A 13,756-nucleotide genomic window follows, 5' to 3' on the forward strand; every position below is an offset into this window, starting at 1 on the left:
TCACACATTGCTATCTTTAGGCTTGCTTGGTCACCCAAGCACGACAACATTTTTCTTTAAAATCGGGGACAATATCGAGTGACAAACGTCTTTCCTTCAAACCTAGCCTTCGGCATCTTCGATCATCTGGACGAGGACGGCCTCGATATCGCCCGGCAGTACGAAGATCGCCTGATATTAGCAGAGGCGTGCGATCAGCTAGGGTTCTATGCCTATCATCTCGCAGAGCACCACTGTACCCCCCATGGGAGAGGTCCATCGCCGAATCTGTTCTTATCGAGCGTCGCCCAGCGCACCCGGCGCCTGCGTCTCGGACCCTTGGTGATGCTGCTTGCGCTTTATCATCCGCTGCGTGCGTTCGAAGAGATCTGTATGCTGGACCAGTTGAGCGGTGGCAGGCTCGAACTGGGCATAGGGCGCGGTGCTCTCCCGATCGAATTGGGTTACTTCGGGATTGGTGCGGACGCGGTGCCGGGCCGCTATGCGGAAGCCAGCGAAATTCTTGTTGAAATACTTGTTAATGCCATGAAGGTTGGCACGCTGTGCTATCAAGGCCGCCATTTTGAGCTCAATGACGTTCCTTTGACGCTAAGACCTCATCAGCGTCCACATCCGCCGACATGGGTCGCCGCCAATCGACCCGAGTCCGCAGCCTGGGCCGCTGCGAATGGAGCAAATATCGCGTGTGTAGGACCTTCCTCTTCTGTTCGCAAAACTACTGATGCGTTCCGCGCCTATCAAGAGGACAACACTGGCGCGGGCGATCGAGCGCCATTTATTGGATTGCTCCGCATGGTCGTGGTTGGGCGTTGTGACACACATGCCTATTCGCTCGCGGCACCTGCTTACGAACGATGGCTCAAGAGCTTCCAATTCCTTTACGAGCTTAACGCTATCCCCACTCCACCCAACCTGCCGCTGACCTTCGATGCGGCAGTCGAGAGTGAATTGTGCGTGGTAGGATCAGCAGCGTCTGTGCGAGAAGCTCTGCTCAGTCAGTTGGAAGAGGCAGGTGCTAACTACCTTCTTTGTCAACTGGCATTTGGGAATCTGCCGCTCGATGCTTCCCTGTACACCGCGACGACCATTCAATCCGAAATCATGGCTCGACTTGGCTGACCATGAAATTCGCGGTCTGATCCGAAGGTAAATCGTTGTAACAGCGCTCCCTCACATTGCTCGAGCGTGCACGTGGTGGGGATTGGGAAATCGTGAGGGAGGCCAAACTGACGACGAGCCGGCGGCACAGATTACCAGGTTTGTGCGTTGGCCGGCATCTGGGCACGGTGTGAGACTGCACGATCCTAAGGAGATGATGGCCGAGCGCGTCACGATGCCGGCACGCATCTGCTCGTCGCGCTCGCGCTGATCGTTGCCCATAGCCCGCCGCAAGAGGGTCTTCTCGACCGGGGCGGCGCCGGTGGCCGCTCCCGCATCCAGCTTCATCAGCGGCTCGGCGGTAGCAAAGCCGTCACTCGCTACGGCGCTGTTGAGGGCGCGCTCGCGAGCGGCTTTGCTACGCCGAGCGACACCACCTGGAGCGAGTTCGCCCGATGTCGCGGCGTGCACCGCGGTCGGATAACGACGCTGGAGGAAATCGTTCGCAGCCGGTCTTCACGATCCGCGCGAGTGCTTTGCATGAATGCTGCCTGCTTCCTCGTCTGCGGCGGCCTGAGTGTCCGCCGGCACGCCCGAAGTCAATGTCAGTACCACAAGGCCGCCAAGACGTCAGGTCTGGGAGCCGGCTTGTACGGTCGTATCGTGTTCTGGAATATCGTCAAAGGAGGCGTAGTTGAGATTGTAGAGTTTGGAATACAGGCCCCCCATGGCTATTAGCTGATCGTGGTTGCCAGTCGCAATAACTTGGCCATTCTGAAGCACGATGATGCGGTCGGCACCCCGGATCGTGGCAAGACGGTGGGCGATGACGAGGCCAGTGCGCCCTTCAAGCAGCTTTATCAGAGCCTTCTGAATCTGCATTTCCGTGTAGCTGTCGATGTTGGCGGTAGCTTCGTCGAGCACGAGGATCTTGGCGTCGGCGACGAGGGCGCGGGCGAAACTGATAAGCTGGCGCTGGCCGAGAGATAAGTTGTCGCCGCGTTCGCCAAGTTGGGTCTCATACTCGTCGGCGAGGCTCATTATGAAGTCGTGGGCGCCGACCGCCTTGGCGGCCTCGATCACCTTGTCGCGCGTGGCTTCCGTCTTGTGGTATCGAATGTTCTCGAAGACCGTCCCGGTGAACAGGAACGGCTCCTGCAGCACCATGGCGACCTGGCGGCCGAGCGATTCCTGGGTGAGATCGCGCACATCATGTCCGCCGACCAGCACTTGGCCCTGCTGAACATCATAGAAGCGGTGGACCAGGGCCATCGCGCTCGATTTGCCAGAACCGCTCGGCCCGACCAGTGCGACCGTCTCGCCGGGATTGACCCGGAAGGAGACATTTTTCAGCACCGAACGGTTCGGATTGTAGCCGAAGGTGACGTCCCTGAACTCGACCGAGCCGTCCATTTCGGGCGAAAGCACCTCGGCATTGGGTTTGTCCTGAACATCGATCTTGACGTCGAGCACATCGGTCAGGCGCTTGCCTGAGGCCATGGCGCGCTGCATGACCGAATATTGCAGGGTGAGTGAGCGGATCGGGTCAAAGAAGCGCTGGATGTAAAATAGGTAGGCAACCAATACGCCCACATCTATGCGGCCATTCATGACCATCGAGCCGCCGACCACAATAACGGCGGCCATGGCGAGGCCGGTGAGGCCATCGACGATAGGCACCATGACCAGTGCATATTTGGCAGCGATCAGGTGGGTCCTGAGGTTGGCATGGGCCTTGTCGTCAAAAAGGATGAAATTCACCTGCTGGCGGTCCATTGACTGGACGGTGCGCACGCCGTGAATGGCTTCGGCCAGCGCGCCGTTGACGACGGAATTAGTCTCGTGTGCGGCCATGAAGGCGTCGCGGGCACGCGGCAGCCAGACAATGCGGACGATCACCAGGACCGGCAGAACCGAGAGCGTCAGGAGGCCGAGGCGGAAGTCGAGCCACAGCATTACGAAAACGATGCCGAAGAGAAGCGCAACATCGCCTACGGAATATACCGAGGTTTCGAGGAATTCCTGTATGGAGTTGACGTCGCCTTGCAGGCGCGACATGAGGCGTCCGACCTCGGTCTTGTCCATGAAGGAGAGCGAAACCTTCTGCAGATGGCCAAACATGGCGCGGCGGATGTCGAACAGGACAGTTTCGGCCACTTTCCCAACCACGGTTTCCTGCATGTAGCCGGCAGCGAAATTGACCAAAATCGCCAAAACGAACGCGCCGACGGCCGCGAGCTGGGCTGAGCGATCGGTCCTTGCCGGGTTCATGCCCTGGTCGAGCGCGTAGCGGATGATCAACGGGATGAGAAGCTGCGTCCCGGTGAAGATCAGCATTGCTGCAATCGTGATGACTACCCTGGCCCGATAGGGACGGACGAAAGCCCAGATGCGCCGGAGGATGCTCTTGTCGAAAGCCCGGCCGAACATCTCCTCCTCGATGCGGTGCGAGCCGACAACCGCGCGCGGAGGGCGTCTACCGTCGTCACGTTCGGCTTCGACTTCGCCGGCGCGGCCCTGCGTCATCAGCGGGCGCCCCCATACTGGGTCATATTGTCATCACCCGGGCGCGTCTGGAGATCGTAAAGGGCCCTGTAGCGTCCCCGCTTCGCCAAAAGCTCTTGATGCGTGCCGCGTTCTACGATTTCGCCGTTATCGACAAAAAGGATCTGATCGGCATGCACAAGCGCACTCAGCCGGTGCGCGATGATGATCGTCACCCGATCCTTGGCGAAGCGCCGCATCGCCGCGCGGATGCGCTGCTCGGTGCCGGCATCGATCGCGGCCGTTGAGTCGTCGAAAACGACGACGGAGGGGCGCAGCATCATGGTGCGAGCAATCGTGAGACGCTGGCGCTGGCCGCCGGAGAGAGAGACGCCGCGTTCGCCCACGACCGTCTCGTAGCCCGCTGGGAGCCCGAGGATGTAGTTGTGGAGCTGGGCGAATTCGCCAGCGCGTTCGATTCGCTGTCTCTTCGCCCAGGGATCGCCATAAGCGATGTTGTTCTCGATCGTAGTGGTGAATAGGAATGCATCCTGCTGTACGACGGCGACCGCCTTGCGAAGCGTCGCGAGGGTGACATTGCGTATGTCCTGGCCGTCCAGCGTGATGGCGCCACCGGTCACGTCATAAAAGCGGGGGACCAGATGAGCTATCGTCGATTTGCCCGAACCCGGCGGACCGACGATCGCGATCGTCTCGCCTCTACGGGCCTCAAAGCTGAGGTTCTTCAGAATGGCGCGGTTTTCGGCGCTGGGGTACGCAAACGAGACATTGTGGAAGCGCAGAGTGCCGTCGCTTATCTCGAGCGGTCTGGCCTCGAGAGCATCCCTGATTGTGATCTCCTGGTCGAGGAGACCGAAAAGCCGCGAACCGCAGCTAGAAGCGCGGGCAAAGGCATTGACCATGAGGCCGATCTGGCGGACTGGCATTTGCAGGATTGTCATGAAGGTCAGGAAGGTCGCCACCGTTCCGACGCTTATCTCGCCAGCGACGAGCTTGCTGCCACCGATCCAGAGCACCAATCCCATTGCGAAAAAGAAGGACAAGGTCATCGCCGACGTGCTGGGCACGTAGATGTCAACTCGGTCGTGGGCGAGGTCGAGCGCGTTCTTGGAAGCGCCGTCGAACTTCAGCATCTCATAGGCTTGAGCCGCAAAAGCGCGGACCACGCGGATGCCTGCGAGATTTTCCTCCATCACGCGGCTTAGTACTGAAAGCCGCTCATGCAGGTCGAGCCAGGTGGCGCGCAGCCTAAGCTGTGTGGCCGATGAGCGCCAGGCGACAAAAGGCACGAAGCTCAGCGCGACCAGGCCGAGCATGGGATCGGTCGAGATCATCATGTAGGCGCCGATCCCGATCAGCATGGTGAGCAGGAGCACGCGAACGAGCGCGGTGGAAAAATACATCCGCACGCCTTGGAGATCGAGCATTCCGATGGTGATCAGATCGCCTGAATGGACCCGGTCGTGAAAGGAAAAGCTGAGACGCTGGATCTTGTCGTAGTAGGCGAGCCGCAGTTCGTACGCGACATGATGCCCGACGGCTTCGGCAAAATAGTTCTGCGCCATCGTGAAAAGGCCGCGTAGCGCGCTGACGGCGAGCAGCAGGAGAGCCGGGATCCAGAGCGCTTGTCCTGCCGCGGTCCCCGCGACACCGCCCCCGATGGCTGTCTGGGTCAGGTCGACGGCCCGGCCGAGAAGCTGGGGAATGAGCAACTGGAGGATTGCCGCCAGGACCGTCGAGCCCATAGCGAAGGCGACCTGCCAGGGATGCCGCAAATTCATACGCGTGATGCGCAACAGCGTACTCAAATCCCGGCCCCAGCGCGCCACTTCCACATGGGTCAACGAATTTAGAGCGTTCGTTGCGCTGCCGATAGCATCACTGCTCACGGGTGTATTCCCGACTGCATTTTTCGCCTTCGAGGCAAGCCGAAGGACCAATCATCAAAGGGGCCCGCCATTGTTAATCCTGTCCACCACCTGCAGCAGTGCCCGTTCCTATAAGCCGAGCCGCGGCTTCACTTACTGGCATGTCGATCACCGTGATTCCGCTTGCCGCAAGGAAACGCGCTTCGTTTCTGGTCAGCGTTTCCGCGTCCATTACCGCGCAATGTGGACCTCGGGAGCGCTTCATGATCTGCCTGGCGTAGGTGCGCAGCATCTGATCGTTGAAGCGGCAGCCAACTAAGAAAAATCCACGGGTGATGCGCCGTTCCTTCACCACGTCTGGGATCGGTGTCTGGATATCGATTTCGGTCAGGACTTCGACATAGTCGGAATCTGCGACGAGAAAGTTTTGCGCCGGCCTAATACTCCCGTGAGGTGTATAGAGAACCGTCTTTGCCCCCGATCGGGGGTCGAGTTCCCTCCCGGACAAATCGTAGGTTTTCGTCCAAATGTTACCGATTTCGTTCGCCCGCGTGACGCCTTGTATCTCAACGACGTCCGTTCGGCCGGTCTCTACGAGAGCCGTGCGCATCGCGCCGTCGTACCAGCTGTCGACGATGAGGGAGAGCGGCAGCCTTGCGAGCCAGGCGTGGAGGAGGGTAGGCGCCACCGGCGCTGCGAATATGTCGGTCATCCAAGCTTGAAGCGTCCGGCGATGCCGGCGCTGTTCGATGAACTGCGCAACCGACCACATATTGGTGCGGATCCTGGAAGGGGCTGGCGCCCGTGCATTGAGTGCCGCGGCAACGACCTCGGGCGTATGCGGCACAGGCGGTTCCGCACAGTTGAACCCAAGAAGACCCGGACCGAGATAGGGGATCACCTGATCGGCGGCGAGCGCTTCCTTCGCCAGGTCAAGCAGCTTTTCGGCAAAACTGTCCCGCACGATGACCAGGTGGCCCGATGTCAGGATCGTGTTCATGCTCGTTTCCTCGCGACGCACCTTATGAACGGGCAGCATCAGTCCTCTTCGGAAACCTTCCTTGCCTCGACGGTGATCGGCAGACGCGTATCCCGTGGAAGATCGGGTAGGAGGAGCCGCCACCCGTTCCTGAGCGTCACAGTTCCGCCCCACAACTCTTCCTTCTCGAGCTTGATGATCGGCTCTTCGAGGTCCTTCTTCGGGACATACGCCGACAAGCCAGCATCGGTCCTGCGGATCATGACTTTCATCTGGCCGTCCCTTCATTGGTATTGCTATCAGCACTGCAGGGCGCCTCGGCTTTGTCGAGGCTCATCAGTTCACGCGCTCGCATGCCGACGACGGTGCCACGGTCGATCCATTCGACCGCATAGATGAAGAACTGCTGGAGAAAGGTGCCAATGTCGCGCACATATCCCTCGTCGCCCTTCCGCACGAGATTTTCGCCGATCTCCCTGCCAGGATAGGTGCCGTCATTTTTTATATGGCGAGTGGCACGTACCCGCTCTCCCGGCATGAATCGTGGAGGCCTGCGGATTTCGACCTCCTCTTCGCGTCCGAGCGACATGTCCGTTCCCTGATTTCCCTTGAGGCTGCAGATTGTGAACAAGGCGTTCCAGGCGTCCTGCGCAGGCAGCCCCGACCATGCCGGCAGCCCAATGTCCGTCACGCAGGAACGCAGGTCTTCGGCACCGGGCATACCGAGGCACATTGCTGCGCATCGAAGACCCCCTCGCACTCGGTGCACTTGTGGGGCTCGATCACGTAGCTCTCGCCTTTGAACTTGATCGCGCCGGAGGGACATTCGAATTCGCAGGCGCCGCATTGGGTGCATTGGGATGCGATGATCTTGAAAGCCATTTTAACTCCTGGTCCGAATGAATGAGACAGCTCAGGCCGTCGCCGCGAGTGCGGGGGTCCCACACGCGGCGGCGTAAATCGCGCTGATTGCGGTCTCGATATAGTCATGGGCATAAGTGTCGGTGGCTCGGATTCCAGCGTCCGCGAGCTGATCCTGCGGGCAGTTTCCGATCTTGGCGCACAGCACGATATCTATGCCTTCAAGCGCTGCGATGACGCCATCGAGGGCGGCTTCTCCGCCCCAGCCGCCGAGGCAATACTGCTCGACCTTCCGATGCCCGACAAAACTGATCCCTCTCGGCGAGGCTTGATAAACCTGGAATTCCTTCGCATGGCCGAAATGTTCATTGACGCGGCCGCCGCCCTTGGTCGCCACCGCGAAGAGAAGGGACTTGCCGGGGCTCGCTGCCTTGACCAATCCGATCGCTTCTCTCCTAGCCGCCATGTGATCACGGCGCTCCTCCGCGACCAGCTCCCGATAGGCCTTGCGATTGCTGGCATCGTAGGTGACCTCGCCGGGAATCCGCTCGAGTGTGAATTCCTGGCCACGATCCTCACCGAGCAGGCCGACGGCATCTGCCCGGCACTGCCGGCAGTGGCGCATCAACTGGGCGCCGCCTTCGACACGATCCTGAAGAGCCTTCATCTCCATTGCGTTTGGGCCGCGTTGCCCGCTCAGTCCGTAGTGCGTGCCGTGCGCCGGGTCCGAAATCAGCGGCATGAGGTTGTGCAGGAACGCGCCTCGCTCCTTGACCCATCTATTCACCTTGATCAGATGCTCATCGTTCACGCCGGGGATCATCACCGAATTGATTTTGGTGAGGATACCGCGCGCCGTCAGCATCTCCAGACCCAACATCTGCCGCTCGTGCAGGATCCGGGCGGCTTCGATGCCGACGTAGCGGCGATGGTCGTAAAAGATCCAAGGATAGATCTTTGCACCGATCTCAGGGTCGACCATGTTGATGGTGATCGTCACGTGATCGACATTCATGTCGGCAAGCTCATCGACATGGTCCGGCAGCGCGAGCCCATTCGTGGAGATGCAAAACTTGATGTCTGGGATTTCCCTGGCGACTCGTTCGAACGTTGCCTTCGTCTTCTTCCAGTCGTAACAGGCATCGCCAGGTCCGGCGATGCCGAGCACGGAAAGCTGCGGCACCTCGTTGGCGACCGCGATCACCTTGCGTAGCGCCTGGTCGGGCGTCAGCTTTTCGGAGACCACCCCAGGCCGGCTTTCGTTGGCGCAGTTATATTTGCGATTGCAGTAGTTGCACTGGATATTGCAGCCGGGCGCGACCGCGACGTGCATGCGCGCGAAATAGTGATGCGCCTCTTCTGAAAAGCAGGGATGATCCTTGATCTTGTCCCAGACAGCCGGATCCATGTCGTCCGGCTTTATCGACGAGCCGCAGGACGAAGACGCGCAGCCACCGGCTTTCACGGTGGCAAGCAGCTGGTCATTGAATGTCGTGCTGAGGCTCTCAAGCGAAATTGCCGGTGCGGACATCGAACGGCTCCGTTGCTGGGTGAATGTCGCAGTTCAAACCGCAAGAGCTATGCCAGCTCAAAGAGCAGTTTTGGTTCACGAATTGGCTTTCGTGTCGGATTCCGTCCGATTGCTCCGACACACCTTTGTCGGGCTTCCGACAGTGGACAAGCAAATCGGGTCGCGAAGGCTACCAGCCTTGGGCGCGCAGAGTGTGAGGGAGACTACTCCGGGCTTACATTTGACGTCATCACAACGTCTAGAATTTCTTCACCTCGATACCATGCCGGCGCAGGGCGTAGCCGATTTGCCGCGGCGTGAGGCCGAGGATACGAGCCGCCCTGGCCTGAACCCAACCGGCTTTGTCCATCGCGTCGATCAGCCGGTCGCGTTCCGTCAGACGCGGGGGACAAGCGGGATCGTTCGGATCGCCGGCCGTAAGGGGAGATACGTTGCCTGCGGAGGCACCGATGCGACTGGCCGGCAGCCGCAATCCGACCGGCACTGCGTTGACCCGTGTGAGATCGTCGATGGCATTGCCGCCATTCGAGCGGTCGGCTCGCTTCCAGAGGAGCCAGGAAAGGCACTGGCTCTTCTTACAGGCGAAATCGGATGGCGTGATCGTCCTTGAACGCGCAAGTGTGGCCGTCCTTTGGACGCAGTTCTCCAGCTCGCGGACGTTACCAGGGAAGTAGCATTGCGAGATCAGGTCAAACGCCGACGGCGCGAAGGCGAGTGCGCGATCGTTCTCCTTGTTGAATCGGTTGAGGAAGGCGTTCGCAAGGCGTGGAATATCGCCGGGTCGCTCTCTGAGCGGAGGCAGGATAATTGGCACCACATTGATGCGGTAATAAAGGTCGGCCCTGAACTCCCCTTTTATGACGGCCGTCTCGAGGTCCTTGTTGGTGGCGCATATGAGGCGCACGTCGACCTGTAGCGTTTTGGTGCCGCCGACTCGCTCCAACTCGCCTTCCTGCAAGACACGCAACAGCTTGGCTTGAAAGGCCGGCGAAATCTCGCCGATTTCATCAAGTAGCAGCGTTCCCTCATTTGCCAATTCAAAACGACCGGCGCGCTGGGAGATAGCACCCGTGAAAGCGCCCTTTTCATGCCCAAACAGTTCTGACTCCAGAACGCTTTCAGACAGTGCGGCGCAGTTCAATTTGACGAAAGACTTCTTCCTCCGACGTGAGAGCTTATGAATGGCTTGCGCAAAGAATTCCTTGCCGGTGCCGCTTTCACCCCGCAGAAGCACGGTGGAATTGGTCCCTGCTACGACCGAGACGGTTTCGAGCACCTGCTTGAGTGCGGGGCTTTCCCCGATGATCCCGTCGATTTTGGCATCCGGATGCCGGGCAGGGTCGTAGGTCCTCCCCTCGTTGGGCGATTTCTCCGGTCTCCATTGCTCATGGACACACCGCTGACGATCTGTACTCAGGGTGCGATGGAGACGGATGGTCCGGCCGACAAGGTTGGCGACCATCGTCAGGAAGTATGTGTCCTCGTCGTCGCGAAAGTCGGTGGCGCCGTCTCCGGCGCGGTCGATCGACAATGTCCCAAGGATCTTATGATCAGCCTTTAGCGGGATACCGATAAAGGCAATCGGGATGGTGCCGCTGCTCGAAGACGTTTGAAGGTCAGCCTGAAATAGTTGGGACTTGCGGACGTCCGGTATGAAGAGCGGCGTCCCCGTAGCGACGATTTGATCTGTTATGGCCTGTGGTATGACGCGGCGAGTGCCTGATTGAGGTGCGTGGGTGTTGCCGGCAGTTGCGGCAATCTCCGGCTCTCCTTCAGCGTCCAGGACGACGATTGCTCCGTGACGCATCTGCAGAAACGAAGGCAGGATGTTCACGACATTGGCGAGCGTAATCTCCAGCTCGCTGGGGGCGGTCAGCACCTTCGATATCTCGTAGAGTCCCCTGAGCGCGATATCTGCTTGGGGCATGCTTTTGATGGGCGGTTCAGGGCGGGTATCCCGAGGTGCTACCTCGTCGACCCGATCTTGCGGTACGTGAGCCATGGAAACACCTCAGGGGTTGTCGTCCAGAGTGCTCCTCCTTTTGTGTCTGAGTCTGAATTCTGAAAGCACAGTATTCACGAGCTTCTCTTCGTTGCGATTCAAGCAAAGATAGACTTGGCGTTGGTCGCGACCTCAGGGGGAGATTAACCCTCTTGATACGTGCGTGCGTCGGTCATCCGAATTTGAAGAGGACTCCGAAACCGCCGCGTGGATAGTTCCACTCGATCTCGCCACTGGTCTCACACAAAATCCGGCAGGTGCCGCACTCCATGCAGCCGTCGGCAGTGATCTCCACTTGACCTTTATCGTTCAACTCATAACATTTCGCCGGGCAGACGTGGGTCAGCGCGAGCAAGTTCGCGCTTGGCCTCTCGTGCGGTAGCACTTTGATATGCGGACGGCCGGAATCCACCAAGTAGCGGTTCTGGTAAAGCTTGTCCTCGACACGTGACTTCGTCACTGCGATCGTCATTTCGTCTCCCCTCAGCGCCACGCCAATGCAAGGCGGACCGCGTCGCTGACCAGCCCCCAGCGCGAGCGCGCCTTGATGAAGGCCGCCGTGGTCGCCTTTTCCTTCTCGATCTTCGGTGTGCCGTCGACACGCATGAAGTTCTGCGCGGCTTGCGACATCAACCGCGGATAAGCCGTGAAGTAATTGCAGGAATTGGTGTGGAGCAAGGCCGGCATGTCTTTGTATTTCCTTAGGTCCTTGACCACGAAGGACTTGTCCAGCATGGCTTTGTAAAGGGCGAGATTCCGTTTGGTCATAGGACCGTTGCGGCTCTTGACCTCGATGATTGCCTCAGCCGCGATGCGGCCGGAGGTCATGGCGAGGTTCGAGCCCTCGCGGTGAATGGCGTTGTTCAGTTGCGCGGCATCGCCGACCACGACCCAACCGTCGCCAAAGAGCTGCGGAATAGCCTTGTAGCCGCCTTCGGGAATGAGATGCGCGGAATATTCTTTCACTTCCGAGCCGGCGATCAGCGGCCGGATCGAAGGATGTTTTTTTAAGGCGTCGAGGAGGACGTAAGGGCTCTCGACCATCGCGGCGAAATCGGAGACGAGGCAGCCAATGCCCAGTGAGATCGACTCCTTGTTGGTGTAGAGGAAGCCGAGCCCGGCCATGCTGCGGGAGGTCGTGCCCACCGCCTCGATCACGCAGCCTTCATCGCCCTTGAGGCCGAACCGCTCCTCAATGACCTCTTCCGGCAGGAAATGCATTTCCTTGACGGCGAGCGCCACGGTTTGCGGCTTCGGCATCTCGCGCAGGCCGGCCCGCGTGCCAAGCAGCCCGGAAACACCTTCTGCGAGGACGACCACGTCCGCGTAGATGGCTCCGCCGGCCCGGTCTGTGCGGACGCCGATCACCCTGTCCTTGGCGTCACGGATGAGTTCCGTCACGGTCGTCTCGCACAGAACCGTCGCGCCGGCCTCGCGCACCTTACGCGAAAACCACTTATCGAACTGGGCACGAATGATCGTGTAGCGGTTGGGCTTCGCCTCATTGAAGTCGTCCGACCGATAGTGAATCCCGGTATGGGATGTGTCGTCCATCACCCAAAGCCGCTGTTCAACCAAATGCCGCTCGAGAGGCGCATCGTCCCGGAAATCCGGGATGATCTTCTCCAGCATGTTCGCGTACATGATGGCACCCTGGACATTCTTGGAGCCCGGATATTCACCCCGCTCCAACTGCAGCACCTTCAGGCCGTGGCTGGCCATGGTGTAAGCAGCTGCGTTTCCGGACATGCCGGCCCCAATAACAATGGCGTCGAATTGTTCCTCAATCATGTCCATCCCTTAGCTCGCAAGCTTGTCGCGACTGTGGGGCGACAGCCGCCGCGTGAAGGCTTCCGTCAGTGCGGGCAGGAAGCGGATCGCGTCGGTGACGATCCCGAGGTGAGCGAAATCGAAAATCGGCGCGTTCGGGTCGGTGTTGATGGCCACGATGAGATCCGCCCCCTCGACGCCAACCCGATGCTGGACGGCGCCGGAAATCCCGGCCGCTATGTAAAGCTTCGGCCGGATGGTCTTGCCAGTTTGGCCGATCTGCCGATCAGCTGGCATCCAGCTCTTCTGGACCAACGGGCGCGAACAGCCGTGCTCGGCGCCGATTGCCCGCGCGAGATTCTTCACAAGCTGCAGGTTCTCCGCCGCGCCTAGACCGAGGCCTCCGGCAACCACGACGTCGGCATAGGCAAGATTTGCCTTTGCCGACTGACTATCCGGCAGGAAGCCGAGGATTTTGGTAACGATCTCGTCCTCGGCTACCGAGAGCTTGTGCCGGATGACACGCCCGACCGGTTTATCCGCCCGCTGCGGCATGGGCATGACCCTCGGTCGCACTGTCGCCATCTGGGGGCGGAAATTGAGCGTATAGATCGTGCACAACAAGGAACCGCCGAAAGTCGGACGGGTGGCGGCGAGCGAACCGTCGGTATCCACATCAAGTGCGGTGCAGTCGGCCGTGAGCCCTGTCTGCAAGGTCGTCGCCACGGAGCCGGCAAGATCCCTGCCGAGTGTGGTGGCGCCGAGAAGAAGGATCTCGGGTTTGTGGGTATCGACCAGATCCGTCATCGCCTTGGTGAATGGCTCGTTCCGATAGTCGGCGAGCAGCGGCGCCTCGACGATGTAGACAAGGTCGGCGCCATAAGCGAACGCTTCGGCAACGGCGTTCCCGATGGCCTCTCCCGGCGGTCCAAGCACGACGCCCGCAAGCTGGACCTGAAGCTTGTCTGCTAACTTGCGGCCTTCGCCGAGCAGTTCGAATGATACGGGATGGACCTGGCCGCGTTCGAGCTCGATGAAAACCCAAACGTGCCGGTAGTCCTTGAAATGCGCGGGCAGCTCCTTCTTTATGCCGGCACGGCCGGCGGCAGGGCGAGGGGTTTCTCGGTTCGCGGTCGACATCG

Annotated in this window: 12 protein-coding genes; 1 reads left to right on the plus strand and 11 read right to left on the minus strand. The window is 59.8% G+C overall.

Translation table 11 applies throughout. The features are described 5' to 3' along the window. Positions 1-78: 78 nt before the first annotated feature. A complete protein-coding gene (locus tag NKI19_RS24440) occupies positions 79-1,119 on the plus strand; it encodes an LLM class flavin-dependent oxidoreductase (protein ID WP_023678254.1) in 1,041 nt (346 codons plus the stop codon). Positions 1,120-1,728: 609 nt separating this feature from the next. Here NKI19_RS24440 and NKI19_RS24445 read toward each other — a convergent pair. From NKI19_RS24445 to NKI19_RS24495, 11 genes are all read right to left on the minus strand, one after another. Continuing rightward, positions 1,729-3,624, minus strand: coding sequence for an ABC transporter ATP-binding protein (locus NKI19_RS24445; RefSeq protein WP_352566035.1), 1,896 nt, complete (start codon positions 3,622-3,624; stop codon positions 1,729-1,731). Beyond that, positions 3,624-5,492 carry an ABC transporter ATP-binding protein gene (locus tag NKI19_RS24450; protein ID WP_352566033.1) on the minus strand — a complete coding sequence of 623 codons (1,869 nt, stop codon included), beginning with the start codon at positions 5,490-5,492 and terminating at the stop codon, positions 3,624-3,626. The genes NKI19_RS24445 and NKI19_RS24450 overlap by 1 nt, the downstream gene beginning before the upstream one ends. A gap of 73 nt (positions 5,493-5,565) precedes the next feature. Then, complete coding sequence (locus NKI19_RS24455) at positions 5,566-6,471, minus strand: SIR2 family NAD-dependent protein deacylase (protein ID WP_352566031.1); 906 nt, start codon at positions 6,469-6,471, stop codon at positions 5,566-5,568. Positions 6,472-6,509: 38 nt separating this feature from the next. Next, complete coding sequence (gene nifT, locus NKI19_RS24460) at positions 6,510-6,722, minus strand: putative nitrogen fixation protein NifT (RefSeq protein WP_023678250.1); 213 nt, start codon at positions 6,720-6,722, stop codon at positions 6,510-6,512. Then, positions 6,719-7,039 carry a nitrogen fixation protein NifZ gene (locus NKI19_RS24465; RefSeq protein ID WP_352516056.1) on the minus strand — a complete coding sequence of 107 codons (321 nt, stop codon included), beginning with the start codon at positions 7,037-7,039 and terminating at the stop codon, positions 6,719-6,721. The genes nifT and NKI19_RS24465 overlap by 4 nt, the downstream gene beginning before the upstream one ends. A gap of 98 nt (positions 7,040-7,137) precedes the next feature. Next, complete coding sequence (locus NKI19_RS24470; RefSeq protein WP_352457023.1) at positions 7,138-7,332, minus strand: 4Fe-4S dicluster domain-containing protein; 195 nt, start codon at positions 7,330-7,332, stop codon at positions 7,138-7,140. Between the two features lie 31 nt (positions 7,333-7,363). Next, the gene (gene nifB, locus NKI19_RS24475) at positions 7,364-8,842 is read right to left on the minus strand and encodes a nitrogenase cofactor biosynthesis protein NifB (protein WP_352566029.1); all 1,479 of its coding nucleotides are present in this window, start codon (positions 8,840-8,842) and stop codon (positions 7,364-7,366) included. A gap of 238 nt (positions 8,843-9,080) precedes the next feature. Beyond that, positions 9,081-10,844 carry a nif-specific transcriptional activator NifA gene (gene nifA / locus NKI19_RS24480; protein ID WP_352566028.1) on the minus strand — a complete coding sequence of 588 codons (1,764 nt, stop codon included), beginning with the start codon at positions 10,842-10,844 and terminating at the stop codon, positions 9,081-9,083. A gap of 172 nt (positions 10,845-11,016) precedes the next feature. Then, a complete protein-coding gene (locus NKI19_RS24485; protein WP_352480510.1) occupies positions 11,017-11,316 on the minus strand; it encodes a ferredoxin family protein in 300 nt (99 codons plus the stop codon). A gap of 11 nt (positions 11,317-11,327) precedes the next feature. Then, complete coding sequence (locus NKI19_RS24490) at positions 11,328-12,635, minus strand: FAD-binding protein (RefSeq protein ID WP_352566085.1); 1,308 nt, start codon at positions 12,633-12,635, stop codon at positions 11,328-11,330. Between the two features lie 9 nt (positions 12,636-12,644). Next, on the minus strand, positions 12,645-13,754 hold the full coding sequence (locus NKI19_RS24495; RefSeq protein WP_352566026.1) for an electron transfer flavoprotein subunit alpha/FixB family protein: 1,110 nt from the start codon (positions 13,752-13,754) through the stop codon (positions 12,645-12,647). Positions 13,755-13,756 lie beyond the last annotated feature (2 nt).

The sequence above is a fragment of the Mesorhizobium sp. M0751 genome (genome assembly GCF_040320265.1).
Classification (GTDB): domain Bacteria; phylum Pseudomonadota; class Alphaproteobacteria; order Rhizobiales; family Rhizobiaceae; genus Mesorhizobium.

Bases quoted from the DNA above. Each gene is read 5' to 3' on its own strand.
- NKI19_RS24445 (WP_352566035.1), bottom strand. From the start codon at position 3,624: ATGACGCAGGGCCGCGCCGGCGAAGTCGAAGCCGAACGTGACGACGGT.
- NKI19_RS24455 (WP_352566031.1), bottom strand. From the start codon at position 6,471: ATGAACACGATCCTGACATCGGGCCACCTGGTCATCGTGCGGGACAGT.
- nifT (WP_023678250.1), bottom strand. From the start codon at position 6,722: ATGAAAGTCATGATCCGCAGGACCGATGCTGGCTTGTCGGCGTATGTC.
- NKI19_RS24465 (WP_352516056.1), bottom strand. From the start codon at position 7,039: ATGTCGCTCGGACGCGAAGAGGAGGTCGAAATCCGCAGGCCTCCACGA.
- NKI19_RS24470 (WP_352457023.1), bottom strand. From the start codon at position 7,332: ATGGCTTTCAAGATCATCGCATCCCAATGCACCCAATGCGGCGCCTGC.
- nifB (WP_352566029.1), bottom strand. From the start codon at position 8,842: ATGTCCGCACCGGCAATTTCGCTTGAGAGCCTCAGCACGACATTCAAT.
- nifA (WP_352566028.1), bottom strand. From the start codon at position 10,844: ATGGCTCACGTACCGCAAGATCGGGTCGACGAGGTAGCACCTCGGGAT.
- NKI19_RS24485 (WP_352480510.1), bottom strand. From the start codon at position 11,316: ATGACGATCGCAGTGACGAAGTCACGTGTCGAGGACAAGCTTTACCAG.
- NKI19_RS24490 (WP_352566085.1), bottom strand. From the start codon at position 12,635: ATGATTGAGGAACAATTCGACGCCATTGTTATTGGGGCCGGCATGTCC.
- NKI19_RS24495 (WP_352566026.1), bottom strand. From the start codon at position 13,754: ATGTCGACCGCGAACCGAGAAACCCCTCGCCCTGCCGCCGGCCGTGCC.